The sequence below is a fragment of the Streptomyces sp. CB02261 genome (genome assembly GCF_001905665.1).
GTDB lineage: Bacteria > Actinomycetota > Actinomycetes > Streptomycetales > Streptomycetaceae > Streptomyces.
In genome coordinates this window covers 187,612-203,594 of sequence record NZ_LIVX01000007.1, presented here as the reverse complement: position 1 = coordinate 203,594, position 15,983 = coordinate 187,612, and the positions used below count along the sequence as shown (strand labels likewise).

Sequence of the window (15,983 nt, the reverse complement as noted above, 5' to 3'; positions counted from 1 at the left end):
CCGCGTGGGTCAGCGGCGGTCCGCCCGCCCCCGCTCGTAGCGGCGGGTGCGCCGGTAGCCGATGAGGTGCCCGCTCGGGTCGGCTTCGACCTCGTACGAGGCGAGCAGGCTCATCGTGTCCGGTACGCGCTGCAGTTCGAGGACTTCGACGGTCAGGTGCCAGTCGCCGTCCTCGCCGCGTCCACAGGAGCTGACGGCCTCCGCCTGCTGGTTCAGGAGCAGCGCGAGCTGCTCCATCGCCGTGCGGATCACCTCGGCCACCGGTGCCGGCCGATCCGTCTCCTTCTGCGCGGCCTTGCTGTCCGTCCCGCTGTCCGATGAATGGGCCATGACTTTCTCCTCTCTCGTGTGTCCGGGCGTTCCGTTCCCAAACCGGCTGAAACGCACGGCACTTGTGGTCCGGGGTCAGCGCAGACCCTTCACCTGCGACAGGGCGGCGACGCCGAGGGCCGCGAGCAGCAGCTGCGCCAGCCACTCGGTCCAGTCCACCCCGGAGGTGTCGGAGAGCCCCACCACGCGGGCGAGCGCGGTGCCCGCCAACGCGGCGGCGATGCCGACGACGAGGGTCCACAACACCCCGATGTGCTGGTGCCCCGGGACGACGAGCCTCCCCAGCGCACCCACGACCGTTCCGATGAGCAGCGCGCTGATCACGCCCGATATCTCCACCGTCGCCTCCCCGGTCTCCGGACCACGTGTCCTTCGACCCGCCTGCCCGCCGCGCGCCACTCCACGCCCGGGTCGGAGCATCCGATGGCTCTCCGAAGGCTCGACGATGGCTCAGGAAGCGATTCGACGGCCGCCGGGCACCGCGGTGACGGGCTCTCAGGAGGCCGTGGTCCAGGTGGACCGCAGCAGTGCCTCGTACCGCTGCAGGCTGTCGCGGTCGTCCGCGATCACCGCGTAGCGCCAGGTCACGCCGTCCGCCGGCGCTCCGGAGTAGAGCACGATCCCCTCGCCGCGCGCGGGGTCGAAGGCGATCCGGAGGGCGTGCAGCCGGTCCACGGCCTCCTCGAAGGAGTACGGCGCGGACGCCCGCAGCCGGCCCGTCGCCCAGGTCGGGTCACCGGGACCGGCGAGGCGGGCCACCATGGCCTGCGGGGTGGTCGTGGCGGTGCGCCGCACGTTGCTCTCGCCCGCGTACAGCACGCCGTCGGCCGACACCATCGCGTCGACGCCGAACGGCCCCGCGTAGCCGCGCTCCGTCAGGAAGCCGCCCAGCGCGCGTCCCCAGGCCTCAAGCTCGGGCGCGAACCGCGCCACGGCGGCGGGCAGGGGGGACAGATATCCCGTGAAGGAGCCCCCGACGGTCCGCATCTCACCGCTGAAGAGCGGCTTCGGTCCCTCGCCGCCCGTCTCCAGCTGGACGCTCACCGAGCGGGCCACGTCGATCTCCTCCTCGACCACCCACAGTCCCTCCGTCCCGCCCACCGGGGCGAGGGTGCCCGCGTCCCACGGGCCGCCCGCCGACGAGAGGAAGAGCAGACCGTGGCCCCCGGCGGACCGGTCGGGCTTGACGACGACCCGTTCGTGCGAGGCCAGCAACTCCCCGACGACGCCCGCCACCTCGGCGCGGCGGCAGACGCGGCCGTCCGGCAGCCGCATACCGAGGGCCTGTGCCGTACTCCGGAAGCCGGCCTTCGTGTTGAGGAGGTGGGTCACGTCGAGCGCGGCCTCGGCCGCCGCGGCGGAGGCGTACGGCGCCACGGTCGCTCCGAGGCCGCGGGCGAGACCGACCGCCGCGTCGTCCAGGGCCGTGGGGAGGACGGCGGCGACGGGGCGACCCGCCGCGGCCTCGCGCACCGCCTCGACGGCCGCCCGATACGCGCCCCGGTCCCCGGCGGACACGAAGCCGTCGGGCAGGGTGATCACCGTCACCGACGCGCGCGGGACGCCGGTCAGGGCGCAGGCGTACGCCAGGAACGCCTCGCCGACCGGCACCGGCGTGACCAGGACGTCTCCGGAGCGGAGCAGCCACACCTCACGGGTTGCCTGTTCCGCCCAGGCACCGAGCACCTCGCGCTGTTCGAGGTCCACCGCCAGGTCGGAGACGAGATTCGCGTAGAGGACCTGAAGGCCGGGCCTGTCCATACGGGTCCTCTCGCGGGGTGGTCGGGTCGGCACCGGGCGCGGGGTGCGCCCGGTCGCGGTCAGACGCTGATGTGCATGACGCAGATGTCGTCGCGGCGGGTGTCCGGGTCGACGAGGGAGTCGAGCACGTCGTCCAGGAGGCGGCCGCCGCCGCTGTGTTCGGCCGCCGTGCGGGCCAGGCGGGCGAGCCCGTCGTCGATGAGCTGCCCGGGTGCCTCCACCAGGCCGTCCGTGAAGAACAGCAGGTGGTCACCGGGCAGCAGGCGGAAGGTGGCGGAGTCGTACCGCGTCGCGGTCGTGGCACCCAGGAGGACGCCGTGGGGCGACGTCAGATAGCGCGCCTCGCCGTCGCGCAGGAGCAGCGGCGGCAGGTGCCCGGCCTGTACCCAGGTGAGCAGTTCCGCGTCGGGCTCGTAGCGCGCCATGATCACCGTGGCGGTGTTGAAGGCGCGTTCCGCGCTGTGCCACAGGAGCGTGTTGAGCCGGGCGAGGATCGTGGGGAGCGGAGTGCCCGTGATCGCCATGCCCTTGGCGGTGAACCGCAGCTGGGCCATGGTGGCCACGGCGTCGAGCCCGTGCCCGGCGACGTCGCCGACGACGAGCAGGGCGCTGCCGTCGGGGAGCTCGATGGCGCTGTACCAGTCGCCTCCGACGTTGAGGCCCTCCTGGTGGGGCTGGTAGGCGACGTCGACGGTGAGGCCTGCCAGGCGCAGCGACTGCTGGGGAAGGGGCAGCAGCGCGTGCTGGAGCCGGGCGGCGAGGGTGCGCTCGGCCGCCAGCCGCCCCTGCTGGGCCATGGCCGACCGCTCGTGCCCGAGAAGGCGCTCCTCGGCACGGGTCAGGTCGGTGAGGTCCTGGAAGAAGCCGTGGATCTCGACGGGCACGCCGCGGACGTCGGCCTCGGCCTCCGCGACCATCCGGACGTGCCGGACCTCCCCGCCGTCCGTGGTGACGCGGAAGGTGTGGTCCATGGAGCGGCCGTCGCCGACGAGGCTCCGGATGTTCTCGCCCAGGGCGGGCAGGTCGTCGGCCACGACGTGCCCGGGCAGTTCCTCCAGCGTGATCGGGCCGAGGGACGGGTCCCGGTCGAAGATGTCGTAGACCTGTCGCGACCAGGTGAGGGTGGAGCGGACGAGGTCCCAGTTCGCCCAGCCCATGCTTCCCAGGCGCTGCATCACCTCCAGGCGGCGCTGCTCGCGCTCCCCGCTGTCGAGGCGGACCCAGGAGACGATCAGCCCTCCCTGGCAGGCGGCCGCGCGGACGGTGAAGCGGGAGCGGCGGGGGAAGCCGGCGAGCACCTCCTCGTACTCGAACGGCTCGCCCTCGTAGCGGGCGCCGCCCGCCAGGACCCCGAGGTATCCGTGCCACAGGGGCGTGCCCCGCACGCTCGGGTACGTCTCCGCGATGCTGAGCCCCACCAGTTCCCCGCCCCGCCGGCCCCCGATGTCCAGGGCGTCGGGCGAGGCCGCCTCCACCCGGAAGTCCTCCACCTCGCCGTCCGCCCCGTAGAGCGGCACCAGGAAGGTCACCGAGCCGGGAAGCCCGTCCAGCAGTTCCTGGACGACGGTCGCCGTGGGGGCGGGTGATCGCGCTCCTTCGGCCTTCATGGGACGAGCATGCCACGGCCGGAGACGACGGCCCCGCGGGGTGGTGCCCGGCGCGCTCACCCGGTCGATCCGTGGGAGGCCACGACGCGGAACGTGCGGAGGGAGGCGTCGGCCGCGTCCGGGACGAGCATGCCGTGGGCGACGCCGCTGCGCAGGTAGTCGACGACCTCGTCGGTGATGACCTCGCCGGGTGCGATCGCGGGCACGCCCGGCGGGTAGGGGGTGATCAGCTCGGCCGCGATCCGGCCGGCGGCGCGCTCCGCCGGTACGTGGTCCGCCTCGGCGAAGAACGCGTCGCGCGGCCGCATCGCCTGCTCCAGTTCCAGCGCCGGGGGGTGGGGCAGGTGGACGGGCGGCTGCCGCTCCATGGAGTCGGCGCCCTCGACGAGGGCCCGCAGCGCGGCCAGCAGGATCTCTTCCGTCGCGTCGTCGTCGGCGTGCGTCAGGGAGGCGCTGATACGGCAGGTGTCGGAGCTGCCGACGTCGACGTGCCGGTGGGTGCGCAGCCATTCGGCGGCCTGCATGCCGGTCACGCCCAGTCCCCGCACGTCGATGACGAGCTTCAGCGGGTCGAGGTCGGCGGCGAGCCCCGCGTGGACGACCTCGCGGTCCATGAGCCGCAGGCCGGGCAGCTCCCGGATCGCGGCGCGGACCCTCCCGGCACGGTGCAGTGCGGCGTCGAGCAGTTCATGGCCGTGCTCCGCCATCTGGCGGCGCCAGCCGTCGAGCGTGGCGTAGACGAGGGAGGACGCGCTGGTGGTGCCGAGGAGGTCCTCGCGCTGTTTCAGCACTTCGGGTGAGATCCGGTCGTGCTGCAGGTGGAAGACCGAGCTCTGCTCGACCGCCCCGCCCATCTTGTGGACGCTCGTCACGACCAGGTCCGCCTCGTGGTACATGCCCCAGGGCGGCAGGCGGGGGTGGAAGGGCAGGTGGGCGCCCCATGCCTCGTCGACGACGAGCGGTACGTCGGCGTCGTGGCAGACGCGGGCCACGCCCTGGATGTCGGCGCAGGTCCCCCAGTCGGTGGGGGTGATGAGCAGCATCCCCTTGGCGTCGGGATGCTCCTTGAGGCGGCGGCGTACGTCGTCCGGCTCCGGCGGGTGCGCGAGGTGGCGCTCCGCGTCGAACTTCGGGTGGACCCAGACGGGCTCGACGCCGTTGATGATGACCGCCGAGATGACGGACTTGTGGGCGTTGCGCGAGAGGAGCAGCTTCTCGCCGGGGCCCGCCACGGAGAGCATGGCCGTCTTGACGGACAGGGAGCTGCCGCAGGTGGAGAAGAAGGTGTGCTCGGCGCCGACGGCGTCGGCCATCAGCTCCTGGGCCTGGTCGAGGACCCCCTGGGACTCCCTGCGGTCGTCGAGCCCGTTGAGCAGGAGGACGTCCGAGCGGAACACGTCGAGACCGACGACCTCCGCGACCCGCGGGTCGGTCCCGCGCCCCTGTTTGTGACCGGGCGGCCCGTACACCACGTCGTTCCGTCGCCGGAACTCCTGAAGGGCCTCCAGTACCGGGGCACGTGACTGGTCCATCGTTCCTCCCATGGCCGGACGCGCGGGTCGGCGGCCGCCCACGGGGGTGTGGGCGGCCGCTCGGGTTCTCCACGCGTCTTGCCCGTGGCCGTCGGCGGAAACACGGGCCGACGGCGGCCGGACGGGCCCTGACGGGTGTGCGGGATTCAGCCGGGTGTGCGCGTCGGCGTCCCCGCCGCGGGCATGGGCGCCGTCCTCGTGAGCGGCAGGTGGTAGAGGGCGAAGGCCCTGCGGATGACGGGCTGGGCGACGTTGCGGACGCGTACCCCGGCGGCCGTCATGCCGTGCTCCGTGCCCATGTGGGCGTGGCCGTGCACCGCGAGGTCCGCTCCCGTCTCGTCGATGGCCTCCGCGAGGAGGTAGCTGCCGAGGAAGGGGTAGATCTCGACGGGTTCGCCCGCGAGGGTGTCGGGGACGGGGGCGAAGTGGGTGAGGGCGATCCGTGCGCCACAGCCGTCGGCGCCCAGCTCCATGAGGGCCCGGCGCAGGCCGTCGGCGCCCTGGCGGCTGGTGCGGACGAAGTCCTTCATCACGCGCTCGCCGAACTCTCCGGCGCTGCGGCCCGCGAACCCGCCGCAGAACCCCTTCGTGCCGGCGATGCCGACCTTCCCCCCGGCCACCGGCAGGACGACGCTCTCGCCCTCCAGGACGGTGACGCCGGCGTCCGTGAGGACGCGCGCGACGTCCGCCTCCTGCTCGGAGTGGTAGTCGTGGTTGCCGAGCACGGCGACCACGGGCACGCCCAGGTCGCGCACCTCCTCCGCGACCACCTCCGCCTCGGCGACCGTGCCGTGGCGGGTGAGGTCGCCGGCGAGGAGGAGGACGTCCGCGCTGTGGTGCAGGGTCTCGAAGGAGGGCCGCAGCAGGCCCCGGCAGTCCGGGCCCAGGTGGATGTCGCCCACGGCCGCCACCCGGACCACGGCTCCGTCGTCGTGAGGGGCGGGCGCTACGTGACGGACCGGCTCGTAGGGGACGTGCGGCACGTCGCCGGGGCGGGCCGGAGCCTCGTGGGGACGGGACGGTGCGGCGGCGGGGCGGGCCGGAGCCTCGTCGGGGCGGCGCGGGAGGCCCTCCTGCTCGCCGGGGGATGTCACGCCGGGGGATGTCACAGCAGCTCCTCGGGTCGGTCGGGCGGATCCGCGCAGACGACCTGGACGTCCGCGCGGACCGGGATGTCGGCCAGCTCCGCCTCGGCGATGCGGAGGATCTCGTCACGGCGGTCGGCCGTCGGGACGGTTCCCGTCAGGAGGACGACCGCCCCGCGCACCTCGATCCGCACGCCGAGCTCGGCCACCTCCTCACGCGCGAGCCGGTCCCTCAGCCGGGCGATCCGGTACTCGCTCTCTCCGGTGCTCATGGTGTCTCTCCGTCCTGGTCCCGCCGGGCGTCGATCATGTGTCGAGGGGGCGGGTCGCCGGGCCCTGGAGCACCCGCCCGTCCTGTGCGAAGCGGGAACCGTGGCAGGGGCACTCCCAGGTCTGTTCGGCCTCGTCGAATCCCAGCTCGCATCCCATGTGCGTACAGCGCCGACCGGCCCGCCGGCCCTCCACGAAGTGGCGCGCCACGGTGGCCTGGTGCCGCGCGACCCCGGGAAGCTCACGGGCGGGCAGGCGGCGGCGCGGGTCGACGAGTTCGGTCCAGGCCGGGCGGGGCGCGCCCGTCAGGTGCGCGGTGAGCAGCCGGCCCGCGGCGACCCCGTTGCTGAGCCCCCAGCCGCCGAAGCCGGTGGCGATGTAGACGTGTTCGGTGTCGGGGTGCTCGTGGCCGATGCAGGGCAGCCCGTCGACGGTGTGGACGTCCTGGGCCGCCCACCGGTGGATCCTGGGCGCCTCGGCGAAGCCCGGCAGCTGCTCGCGCGCCCAGGCCTCCAGACGCTCGTATCGCGCGCGTACCCCTCCGCTGCCCGGTTCGAAGCCCTCGCCCGCGACGATCAGCAGCCGTCTGCCGTCGGGCAGGGGCGCGGTGCGCACCGACCGGGTGTCCTGCTCGGGCGTCAGATACATGCCGTGCGGGGCGTGACGCTCCTCGACGGCGGCCGCGACGACGAGTTCGCGTCGCAGCGAGAGCCGCATGAGGAGGGTGGTGTGACAGCGGAGGGGGAAGTGGGTGGCGAGGACGACATCGCGCGCGTGGACCGTGATACCGCCCTCGACGGTGAGCCGGCAGTCGGCTCCCTCGTGCAGGCCGGTGGCGCGGGTGCCCTCGTGGATCCGGCCGCCGTGCGCGGCGAGGTCGTCCGCGAGGCCGAGCAGGAACCGGCGCGGGTGGAACTGGAGTTGGCCGTCCACCCGGACGGCGGCCGCGACGGGATACGGAAGTCCCGTGTCGGTCACCGTCGTGGCCTTCAGACCCGCCGCCGCGGCTGCTGCCGCTTCCGCCCCGACGTCCCCGGCACGGTCCTGGTCGAGGGTGTAGGTGTACGCGGGTCGGCGCTCGATCTCCGCGTCGACGCCCAGCTCCTCGCAGAGCCGCACGACCTCGCGCAGGGCGCCCTCCTGGGCGTCGGCGTACAGGGCCGCGGCCTCGGCGTCGTGGCGCCGGCGCAGGCGTTCGTAGATCATCCCGTGCAGGGACGTCAGCTTGCCGGTGGTGTGGCCGGTCACCCCGGCCGCGATCCGGCCGGCTTCGAGGACCACCACGTCGCGTCCGGCACGTGCCAGGGCGCGGGCGGTGCTCAGTCCGGCGATCCCGGCGCCGACCACGGCCACGTCGGTGTGGAGGTCGCGGTCGAGCGGTGGACGGAGGGCGCCGGGCGGGGCCGACTCCATCCAGTACGAGTTCCGGTCTGCGGGCATCAGCGCTCCTCTCGGGGCCGGACCGGGGCGGGCCTGCGTCTACCGGGACCCGGCCTGCCCGGTCGCGAGAGGACTGGTGCCGAGGTGCGCGAGGAGGTCGGCCGCGTCGTCGTACACGGCGGCGGCGCCGGCCTCCGTCAGGTCCTCCCGCGGCAGGCCGCCGCAGAGCAGTCCGACGCACACCACACCCGCCCGGCGGGCGGCCTTCATGTCCCACACGCTGTCGCCGACGAACACGGCCCGGTCCACGCTCCCTCCCACGAGGGAGAGCGCGTGCTCGATCGGGTCGGGGGCGGGTTTGCCCTCGTCGACGTCGTCGGCCGTGGCCGTGGCCGTGATCGCGTCGTCCGCGTCCAGGGCACCGCGCAGCGCGTCGAGTTCCCGGTCCTTGGCCGAGGTCACGAGCACGACCTTCCAGCCGCTCCCCGCGAGGGTCCGCAGCAGGTCCGCGGCCCCGTCGAAGGCGACGAGCCGCTCGAAGTACGTCCCGTAGAGGGCGTCGTGGGCGCCGCTGAGGCTCCCGTCCCGCGACCGGTCCCTGTCGGGGCCGAGCAGGTGCTCCAGGAGGTCCTCTCCCGGCAGGCCGATCGCACGGTGGACGGCGTGCGAGGGGACGTGGTGTCCGCCTTGGCGCAGGGCCTCCCACCAGGCGACGACATGCAGGGCGTTGGAGTCGACGAGGGTGCCGTCGACGTCGAAGAGGGCGACGCGGTCCATGTCCGGGGTCCCTTCGAGCGGCTCCGGGCCGCCGTTCGGTCAGATGCGGTCGATGGAGTCCGGGTCGTCGGGCCTCGGCTGAACGGGACGGGACTCACCGAGGCCGCCGGCCGCTCCCATGCCCGTCGTCCCGGTCATCCCCGTCGTCGGTCCGGGTTCGCCCCGCACCGGTCCGGGGCCCTCGCCCGTCATGCCGCCCACGGGGCCCTGCGCGGTGTCGGCATCGGCCGGGCGGACGCGGCCGCGCCAGCCGCCCGACTCGTGGCCGTGCTCCTCGACGTAGCCCTTGAACCGCTTCAGGTCTCCCTTGACCCGCCGGTCCAGGACGCCGACGGCCTCTCCGAGCTTCTCCATCATCCCGTCGGCCTCGACGTCCATCGCCAGCCGTACCCGGGTGTGCTCGCTGTCGAGCTGCTGGAAGCTCACCACACCCTTCTGCCGGGTGTCGCCCGCGACCGTCCGCCACGAGATGCGCTCGTCCGGCAGCTGGTCGATGATCTCCGTGTCGAACTCGCGCCGCACACCGGCGACCTTGGTCTGCCAGTGAGAGTGCCGGTCGTCGATCTGGCGGACCTCCTCGACGCCTTCCATGAACTTCGGGAACTCCTCGAACTGCGTCCACTGGTTGTACGCCGTCCGCACCGGTACATCCACGTCGATCGTCTGCTCGACCATGCTCATGGTGCTGCCTCCTCCGAGTAGTCACGGTCTGTTTCGCGATCGACCGGCGCGTACCCGACGAATCTCACCTCATGCGTACACGGCCGACACCTCGGCCGTGACGGGGGCACCCCGCATGGCGGAGCAGGTCAGGGGTATTCGCGGACCGACCGACGAGTGAGGAGACCGGAGATGAAGATTCTGACGACGGGTGCCGGGGGAGCGCTCGCGCCGGTGGACGGCCTGACGCCGTCGGCGCACGTCCCGCGGATGTGGCGTCTCCCCGGGGTCTACGCGCCCCAGTCGGACACGAGCCTGCTCGCGGCGCACCTACGGCGCGAGGAGCTGAGGCCGGGCGCGCGCTCGCTCGACCTGTGTACGGGGACCGGCGCCCTCGCCCTCGTCGCCGCCCGGCACGGCGCCCGGGCCACCGCCGTCGACATCTCGCGCTCCGCCATCGCCACCGCGAAGCTGAACGCCCTGCGGCACCGCTGCCGGATCCGGGTGCTGCGCGGCGACCTGGACGCGGCGGTGCCCCACGAGCGCTTCGATCTGGTCACCGTGAACCCGCCGTACGTGCCCAGCGAGGACCCGGAGGTGCCGGCCCGGGGCGCGCGGAGGAGCTGGGACGCGGGGACCGACGGCCGGCTGCTCCTCGACCGGGTCTGCGCCCGGGCACCCCGGCTCCTGACGCCCTCGGGCGTCCTGCTGCTCGTCCAGTCGTCGCTCTCGGGTGTCGACGCCACCCTGGACGCGCTCGGACGGCAGGGTCTCGAGGCCCGTGTCGTGGACCGGCGTACGGAGTCCTTCGGGCCGGTGCTCTCGGGGCGGTCGGACTGGCTGGCGGCCCAGGGTCTGATCCCGCCCGGCGCGCGTACGGAGGAACTCGTCGTGATCCGCTCGTGGAGGCCGTGATGCGCTCCGGGCCGTCGTGTGCGAGCGGTGCCGTCCATCCGATCGGTGGTGTGTGATGTCCGTTTCCCCTGACGTGAACGACGGGGTGAGCCCCGGGTCCGGAACCCGGGCCGCCGGGCGGGCGGCCCCTCGGGTCGAGCCCCTCCCCGAGGGCCCGCTCCTGATGGAGGGCCCGGCGGACATCGTCATGCCGGACGGGTCGGTGGTCCACTGCGACCGCCCCATGATGGCCCTGTGCACCTGCCGGCGGAGCCTGCGGGCGCCGTTCTGCGACACGAGCCACCGCCCGCGTCTCAAGCGCGGCTCCCGCACGAAGGCGGCTCGCGGGCCGCGCCCTTCCGGCACCGGGGCGGACGGATCCGAAGCCGACGGCTCCGAGGCTGACGGAGGCGAGGCCGACGGATCCGAGGCGCGCGCCTCCGAGATCGACGGATCCCAGGCGCGCGCCTCCGATGCTGACGGAGGCGAGGCGCGCGGCTCCGAGGCCCACAGTTCCGCCGCCGACGCATCCGGCCGGGCGGGCACGGAGCCGGGCGGGCCGACCGAGGAGGCGCGGACCCCATGACCGTCGTTCCCCCGCTCACGAGAGCGGCGCCTCCCGTGCCCGAGGCGCGCGGCGACGTCTCGTACGCCGTACGAAGACGGCTGCTCGGGGGCGGCGCCGAGCAGCTGCCGAGCGCGTCGCAGATCGCCCGCTGCTCCCCGTACGGGGAGGATCTGCAGCTCGCCCTGCACCTCTGTTACGAGCAGCACTACCAGGGCTTCGACGGGGTTCCCGAGACGCTCGAATGGGACGCGGGCCTGCTCGGGGTGCGGGCGCTCCTGGAGCACCGCTTCGAGAGCGCGCTGCGGCACGACTGCCGCGACCGTCCGGACGTGGACGAGGCGCTCGCCGCCCTGCTGGTGGAACCGGCCGAGGACACCGGCGCGGCCCAGTACCTGGTGTCCCGGGGAGAACTGTGGCAGCTGCGCGAGCACGCGGTGCTCCGCTCCGTGTCCCAGCTCCGGGAGGCCGATCCGCAGCTCTGGGCCGTGCCCAGGCTGCGGGGGCGTGCCAAGGCGGCCATGGTGGCGATCGCCTACGACGAGTACGGCTGCGGGCGGGCGGAACGGATGCACGCCGGGCTGTACGCCGACCTCATGACCGCGCTGGGTCTCGACCCCGCGTACGGGCGCTTCGTGGACCTGGCCGGCGCCGAGACGCTCGCGGCCTCGAACCTCATGTCGCTGTTCGGCCTGCACCGCAGGCTCCGCGGGGCGATCGTGGGGCATTTCGCCGTCCTGGAGATCACCTCGTCGCCGGCCGCTTCGCGGCTCGCCGCCGCGCTGCGCCGGTCGGGGGCGGGCCCGGCGGCGGAGCGGTACTACGACGAGCACGTGGAGGCGGACGCCGTCCACGAGCAGGTGGTACGCCGGGAGGTCGTGAGCGGTCTCCTGGAGGACGAGCCGGAACTCGCGCCGGAGGTCACGTTCGGCATCGCGGCGACCTGTCTCCTGGACGACCGGTTCGGCAACCGTCTCGTGGAGGCCTGGTCGCGGGGCGAGAGCGCGCTGCGCACCCCGTCCCACGGGGACGTGGATCAGGTTCTGCACCAGGATTGACCCGAAATGATCTTCTACGGTCCCGAGTCCGGTCCGGACCCGGGGCCGGGACCGAGTCCGAGGAGGACGGCGGGGCATGGCCGTGGACGAGCTCGACACCCGGATCCTGCGGCTGCTGATCGAGCAGCCGCGGACGAGCGTGCGGGAGTACGCGCGGATCCTGGGGGTGGCGCGGGGCACCGTGCAGGCCAGGATCGACCGCCTGGAGCGGGACGGCGTGATCACCGCGACGGGGCCCGTCCTCTCCCCCGCCGCCTTGGGGCACCCGGTCCTCGCGTTCGTCCACATCGAGGTGACCCAGGGGCATCTGGACGAGGTCGGAGAGGCGCTCGCCACGGTCCCGGAGATCGTGGAGGCCTTCTCCATCACCGGTGGCGGCGACCTCCTCACCCGGGTGGTGGCCCGGGACGCCGGGCACCTGGAGGACGTCATCCAGCGTCTGATCCAGCTGCCGGGCGTGGTCCGCACCCGGACCGAGATCGCCCTGCGCGAGCGGGTGACCCACCGGCTGCTGCCCCTGGTCGAGGCCATCGGTCGGCGGGCGGGCACCGGCCCCCGCTGACGCCCCCCTTGGGCGGGGGGTACCGCGCCCCACTGCACCCGCATTCTTGGCGGTTCCTCCAGGCGCCTTGGCAGATGCGATGAGATGATCCCTGATTCATTGCAGATGAGAGCTCATGCGGCCTAACGTGTCGCACATGCAGTCCTACACCATCGGACAGGCGGCGCGCCTGCTGGGCGTGAGCCCCGACACCGCACGCCGCTGGGCCGACGCGGGCCGGGTCGCGACCCATCGCGACGAGAACGGCCGGCGTCTCATCGACGGCCGTGACCTGGCCGCCTTCTCCGTCGAAGTCGCGCAGAACGGCCCGGGGGACGAGGACGTGCCGTACACCTCGGCGCGCAACGCCTTCCCCGGCATCGTCACGGCGGTGAAACTCGGCGACGTCGCCGCGCAGGTGGAGATCCAGGCCGGGCCGCACCGGCTCGTGTCGCTCCTCACCCGCGAGGCCGTCGAGGAACTGGGCCTCGAGGTCGGCATGCAGGCCACCGCCCGCGTGAAGTCGACCAGCGTGCACATCGACCGGACCTGACCCCGTGCGGTCCGGGTCCCTCTCTGCCCGGGCGGCAGCGCCGCCCCACGCCCAAGGAGTCCCACCCTCATGCGTCCCACCCGCACTCTCTCCGGTCGCCGGGCCCTCGCCGTCGCCGCCACGGCCGGGCTGCTGCTGCCGCTGACCGCCTGCGGCGGCGACAGCGGACCGGAGGACGGGCCGTCGAAGCCCGGCACCGGCTCCACGGCCTCCGGGCCGCCCGCGGCCCGTCTCACGGTGCTCGCCGCCGCGTCCCTCACCGATGTGTTCAAGACCGCCGGGGCCGCCTACGAGAAGGCCCACCCCGGCACCCGCATCACCTTCTCCTTCGCCGGTTCCCAGGAACTCGTCGCCCAGGTCGCCCAGGGCTCCCCCGCCGACGCCCTGATCACCGCCGACACCAAGAGCATGGACAAGGTCAGGGCGGACACCGGCACCCCGACCGTCATCGCCAGGAACCGGCTGGTGATCGCCACCGCCGAGGGCAACCCGCTCAAGGTCGACGAGCTGAAGGACCTCGCGGACACCCGGCTGAAAGTCGTCCTCGCCGCCCCCGAGGTCCCGGCCGGCAAGTACAGCGCGAAGATCCTCGACGCGCAGAAGATCACGGTGAAGCCGGTCTCGCAGGAGCCCAACGTCCGTGCCGTCCTCAGCAAGGTCGAGCTGGGCGAGGCCGACGCCGGACTCGTCTACCGGACCGATGCCGAGAGCGCGAAGGACAAGGTGGACGCCGTCGAGATCCCGGACGCCCAGAACGCCGTCGCCGCCTACCCGGCCGCCACGATCAAGGACTCGGAGAACGCGGCGGCCGCGGCGGCCTTCGTCGCCTGGCTGTCCTCGCCCGAGGCGCAGAAGATCCTCCAGGACGCCGGCTTCCAGAAGCCGTAGTCCCGGAGACGCACGTGGGGGCTGTCCGCGTCCGGGGGCCGGACAGCTCCCGCCCCCGCTCCGGGAAGGACCACGGGTTCCACCCCCTCCGCCGCCCCCCCTAGACGCCTGGAACGAACGATGAAACGCCTGCACGGTCGTCCCCCCGGGCGCGGCCCCCGCACCCCGCTCCTGCTCGCCGTGCCCGCGCTGCTCGCCATCGCGTTCCTGCTGCTGCCGCTCGTCGGCGTGCTGGCCCGCACGGAATGGGATGCGCTCGGCGCGCATCTGACGAGTCCCGCCACCGTCGAGGCCCTCACGCTGTCCGTGGTGGTGTCCGTCTGGGCACTCGGTCTCTCGCTGCTGCTCGGGGTACCGCTGGCCTGGTTGCTGGCCCGGGTGCCGTTCCGCGGGAAGGCGATCGTCCGGTCCCTCGTCCTGCTGCCCATGGTGCTGCCGCCGACGGTCGGCGGCGTGGCGCTGCTGCTCGCCTTCGGCCGCCGTGGTCTCCTCGGCCCCTGGCTGGAGAGCACCTTCGGGGTGACGCTGCCCTTCCACACCTCGGGCGCCGTCGTCGCCGCGACCTTCGTCGCCATGCCGTTCCTCGTCATCAGCCTGGAGGGCGCGCTGGGCGGTCTGCGCCCCCGGTACGAGGAGACGGCGGCGTCGCTCGGCGCCTCGCCGGTCCGGGTCTTCTTCACCGTCACGCTGCCGATGGTCGCCCCGGGTCTGCTCGCCGGTGCCGCGCTGACCTGGGCCCGGGCGCTGGGTGAGTTCGGCGCCACGATCACCTTCGCCGGCAACCTGCCCGGCACCACGCAGACCCTGCCGCTCCAGGTCTACCTGCTGCTCCAGGAGGAACCCGAGGCCGCCACCTCCGTCTCGCTGCTGCTGCTCGCCATCGCGATGGCCGTCCTCCTCGCCCTGCGCGGCAACTGGACCGGAACGCCGTCCGCACGCCGTCCTCGCACACCGGACGTCCCGGTGGAGGAGCCCGTGGGCCCGGCCGCCCCGCCCGCCGGACCGGCCCCCGACACCGGGGACGGGGGTGCCGCGGCGGACGGACGCTGGGCGCTGCACGCGGAGGTCGACGGCTTCACCGAGCTGGTCCTGGACGCCGGGCCCGGCACCACGATCGCCGTCGTCGGCCCCAACGGCGCCGGCAAGACGACCCTCCTCCGTGCCCTCCTCGGGCTCACCACCCGGGCCCACGCGGTGCTGCGGCTCGGCGACACCGACGTCACCGAACTGCCGCCGCACCGCCGTCAGGTGGCGTGGGTGCCGCAGGACGGCGCCCTGTTCCCCCGACTGTCCGCGCTCGCCAACACCGCGTACGGGCTGCGGGCCCGCGGAGTCCCGCGCGCCGAGGCCCGCCGGGAGGCGCAGCGCTGGCTCGACCGCCTCGGCGTCGGCCACCTCGCCCGCCGTCGCCCGGCCGAGCTGTCCGGCGGACAGGCCCAGCGGGTCGCCCTGGCGCGGGCGCTGGCCGCACGGCCCCGGCTGCTGCTCCTCGACGAGCCGCTCGCCGCCCTCGACCAGACCACCCGCGCCCACGTCCGGCACACCCTGCGCAGTCACCTCGCCGGTTTCGGCGGCGTCTGCCTGATCGTCACCCACGACCCGGTCGAAGCCGTGTCCCTCGCCGACCGCGTCCTCGTCCTCCAGGACGGACGTCCGCTCCAGGACGCCTCGCCCGCCGAGGTCTCCCGTCATCCCCGGTCGCCGTGGGTCGCCCGCATGCTCGGCCGCAACGCGTGGGCCGGCACCGCCACCGCGGACGGCCTCGACCTGGACGGGGGCGGCGCTCTCATCACCGCCGAGCAGCCGCCGCCGGGAACGCCCGCGCTCGCGATCATCGCGCCCGAGGCGGTGGCCGTGCACCGCGAACGGCCGGGCGGGAGCCCTCGTAACGTCTGGCCGGGGACCGTACGCGAGATCACCGCGAGCGGCAGCCGGCTCCGGGTCCTCGTCACCTCGGACCGGGCCCCTTCGCTCGTCGCGGAGATCACCCCGCAGGCCGCCGCCGAACTGGGCCTCGCGGACGGGGTGCCGGTCTGGACGGGCGTCAAGGCGACCGAGGTGACCGTCGTACCCCTGTGATCT

16 protein-coding genes and 1 pseudogene are annotated in these 15,983 nt (G+C 73.9%); 7 read left to right on the top strand and 10 right to left on the bottom strand.

Features of this window, described 5'->3' with window-relative positions; translation table 11 throughout:
• Window positions 1-9 precede the first annotated feature (9 nt).
• The 10 genes and pseudogenes from gvpO to AMK29_RS23480 all read right to left on the bottom strand — a co-directional run.
• Window positions 10-330: a gas vesicle protein GvpO gene (gene gvpO / locus AMK29_RS23525; RefSeq protein WP_073816269.1), complete on the bottom strand. Its 321-nt coding sequence runs from the start codon at window positions 328-330 to the stop codon at window positions 10-12.
• A gap of 75 nt (window positions 331-405) precedes the next feature.
• Window positions 406-669, bottom strand: a complete 264-nt coding sequence (locus tag AMK29_RS23520; RefSeq protein ID WP_073816266.1) for a hypothetical protein — start codon at window positions 667-669, stop codon at window positions 406-408.
• A gap of 156 nt (window positions 670-825) precedes the next feature.
• Entirely contained in the window at window positions 826-2,091 is a 1,266-nt protein-coding gene (locus AMK29_RS23515) for a peptide ligase PGM1-related protein (protein WP_073816264.1), read from the bottom strand.
• 59 nt (window positions 2,092-2,150) lie between these two features.
• Window positions 2,151-3,698 carry a PP2C family protein-serine/threonine phosphatase gene (locus tag AMK29_RS23510; RefSeq protein WP_079197083.1) on the bottom strand — a complete coding sequence of 516 codons (1,548 nt, stop codon included), beginning with the start codon at window positions 3,696-3,698 and terminating at the stop codon, window positions 2,151-2,153.
• A gap of 56 nt (window positions 3,699-3,754) precedes the next feature.
• Window positions 3,755-5,230, bottom strand: a complete 1,476-nt coding sequence (locus AMK29_RS23505; protein ID WP_073816262.1) for an aminotransferase class I/II-fold pyridoxal phosphate-dependent enzyme — start codon at window positions 5,228-5,230, stop codon at window positions 3,755-3,757.
• Window positions 5,231-5,376: 146 nt separating this feature from the next.
• Window positions 5,377-6,150 carry a metallophosphoesterase family protein gene (locus AMK29_RS23500; RefSeq protein WP_073817158.1) on the bottom strand — a complete coding sequence of 258 codons (774 nt, stop codon included), beginning with the start codon at window positions 6,148-6,150 and terminating at the stop codon, window positions 5,377-5,379.
• A 185-nt stretch (window positions 6,151-6,335) separates the two neighbouring features.
• Entirely contained in the window at window positions 6,336-6,587 is a 252-nt protein-coding gene (locus tag AMK29_RS23495) for a BON domain-containing protein (RefSeq protein WP_073816260.1), read from the bottom strand.
• 34 nt (window positions 6,588-6,621) lie between these two features.
• Window positions 6,622-8,025: an FAD-dependent oxidoreductase gene (locus AMK29_RS23490; protein WP_073816257.1), complete on the bottom strand. Its 1,404-nt coding sequence runs from the start codon at window positions 8,023-8,025 to the stop codon at window positions 6,622-6,624.
• A 39-nt stretch (window positions 8,026-8,064) separates the two neighbouring features.
• The gene (locus AMK29_RS23485; protein WP_073816255.1) at window positions 8,065-8,742 is read right to left on the bottom strand and encodes an HAD family hydrolase; all 678 of its coding nucleotides are present in this window, start codon (window positions 8,740-8,742) and stop codon (window positions 8,065-8,067) included.
• Window positions 8,743-8,955: 213 nt separating this feature from the next.
• Window positions 8,956-9,423 (bottom strand): annotated as a pseudogene (locus AMK29_RS23480) (SRPBCC family protein); the annotation flags it as partial.
• A gap of 171 nt (window positions 9,424-9,594) precedes the next feature.
• Between AMK29_RS23480 and AMK29_RS23475 the strand changes: the two are divergent.
• From AMK29_RS23475 to AMK29_RS23445, 7 genes are all read left to right on the top strand, one after another.
• Window positions 9,595-10,317, top strand: a complete 723-nt coding sequence (locus tag AMK29_RS23475; RefSeq protein ID WP_079197081.1) for a HemK2/MTQ2 family protein methyltransferase — start codon at window positions 9,595-9,597, stop codon at window positions 10,315-10,317.
• Between the two features lie 55 nt (window positions 10,318-10,372).
• Entirely contained in the window at window positions 10,373-10,882 is a 510-nt protein-coding gene (locus AMK29_RS23470; RefSeq protein ID WP_079197080.1) for a CDGSH iron-sulfur domain-containing protein, read from the top strand.
• Window positions 10,879-11,919 (top strand): iron-containing redox enzyme family protein, encoded by a 1,041-nt coding sequence (locus tag AMK29_RS23465; RefSeq protein ID WP_073816250.1) that lies wholly within the window; start codon window positions 10,879-10,881, stop codon window positions 11,917-11,919. The genes AMK29_RS23470 and AMK29_RS23465 overlap by 4 nt, the downstream gene beginning before the upstream one ends.
• A gap of 76 nt (window positions 11,920-11,995) precedes the next feature.
• A complete protein-coding gene (locus AMK29_RS23460; protein ID WP_073816248.1) occupies window positions 11,996-12,481 on the top strand; it encodes an Lrp/AsnC family transcriptional regulator in 486 nt (161 codons plus the stop codon).
• A gap of 136 nt (window positions 12,482-12,617) precedes the next feature.
• The gene (locus AMK29_RS23455; RefSeq protein WP_073816246.1) at window positions 12,618-13,013 is read left to right on the top strand and encodes a TOBE domain-containing protein; all 396 of its coding nucleotides are present in this window, start codon (window positions 12,618-12,620) and stop codon (window positions 13,011-13,013) included.
• A gap of 69 nt (window positions 13,014-13,082) precedes the next feature.
• Entirely contained in the window at window positions 13,083-13,901 is an 819-nt protein-coding gene (gene modA / locus AMK29_RS23450) for a molybdate ABC transporter substrate-binding protein (RefSeq protein ID WP_073816244.1), read from the top strand.
• 120 nt (window positions 13,902-14,021) lie between these two features.
• A complete protein-coding gene (locus AMK29_RS23445) occupies window positions 14,022-15,980 on the top strand; it encodes an ABC transporter permease (protein WP_073816241.1) in 1,959 nt (652 codons plus the stop codon).
• The last annotated feature ends 3 nt before the right edge of the window (window positions 15,981-15,983 follow it).

What these genes read in the sequence shown, in the direction of transcription:
- gvpO (WP_073816269.1), bottom strand. Translation starts at nt 330, where the DNA reads ATGGCCCATTCATCGGACAGCGGGACGGACAGCAAGGCCGCGCAGAAG.
- AMK29_RS23515 (WP_073816264.1), bottom strand. Translation starts at nt 2,091, where the DNA reads ATGGACAGGCCCGGCCTTCAGGTCCTCTACGCGAATCTCGTCTCCGAC.
- AMK29_RS23510 (WP_079197083.1), bottom strand. Translation starts at nt 3,698, where the DNA reads ATGAAGGCCGAAGGAGCGCGATCACCCGCCCCCACGGCGACCGTCGTC.
- AMK29_RS23505 (WP_073816262.1), bottom strand. Translation starts at nt 5,230, where the DNA reads ATGGACCAGTCACGTGCCCCGGTACTGGAGGCCCTTCAGGAGTTCCGG.
- AMK29_RS23495 (WP_073816260.1), bottom strand. Translation starts at nt 6,587, where the DNA reads ATGAGCACCGGAGAGAGCGAGTACCGGATCGCCCGGCTGAGGGACCGG.
- AMK29_RS23490 (WP_073816257.1), bottom strand. Translation starts at nt 8,025, where the DNA reads ATGCCCGCAGACCGGAACTCGTACTGGATGGAGTCGGCCCCGCCCGGC.
- AMK29_RS23485 (WP_073816255.1), bottom strand. Translation starts at nt 8,742, where the DNA reads ATGGACCGCGTCGCCCTCTTCGACGTCGACGGCACCCTCGTCGACTCC.
- AMK29_RS23475 (WP_079197081.1), top strand. Translation starts at nt 9,595, where the DNA reads ATGAAGATTCTGACGACGGGTGCCGGGGGAGCGCTCGCGCCGGTGGAC.
- AMK29_RS23470 (WP_079197080.1), top strand. Translation starts at nt 10,373, where the DNA reads ATGTCCGTTTCCCCTGACGTGAACGACGGGGTGAGCCCCGGGTCCGGA.
- AMK29_RS23465 (WP_073816250.1), top strand. Translation starts at nt 10,879, where the DNA reads ATGACCGTCGTTCCCCCGCTCACGAGAGCGGCGCCTCCCGTGCCCGAG.
- AMK29_RS23460 (WP_073816248.1), top strand. Translation starts at nt 11,996, where the DNA reads ATGGCCGTGGACGAGCTCGACACCCGGATCCTGCGGCTGCTGATCGAG.
- AMK29_RS23455 (WP_073816246.1), top strand. Translation starts at nt 12,618, where the DNA reads ATGCAGTCCTACACCATCGGACAGGCGGCGCGCCTGCTGGGCGTGAGC.
- modA (WP_073816244.1), top strand. Translation starts at nt 13,083, where the DNA reads ATGCGTCCCACCCGCACTCTCTCCGGTCGCCGGGCCCTCGCCGTCGCC.
- AMK29_RS23445 (WP_073816241.1), top strand. Translation starts at nt 14,022, where the DNA reads ATGAAACGCCTGCACGGTCGTCCCCCCGGGCGCGGCCCCCGCACCCCG.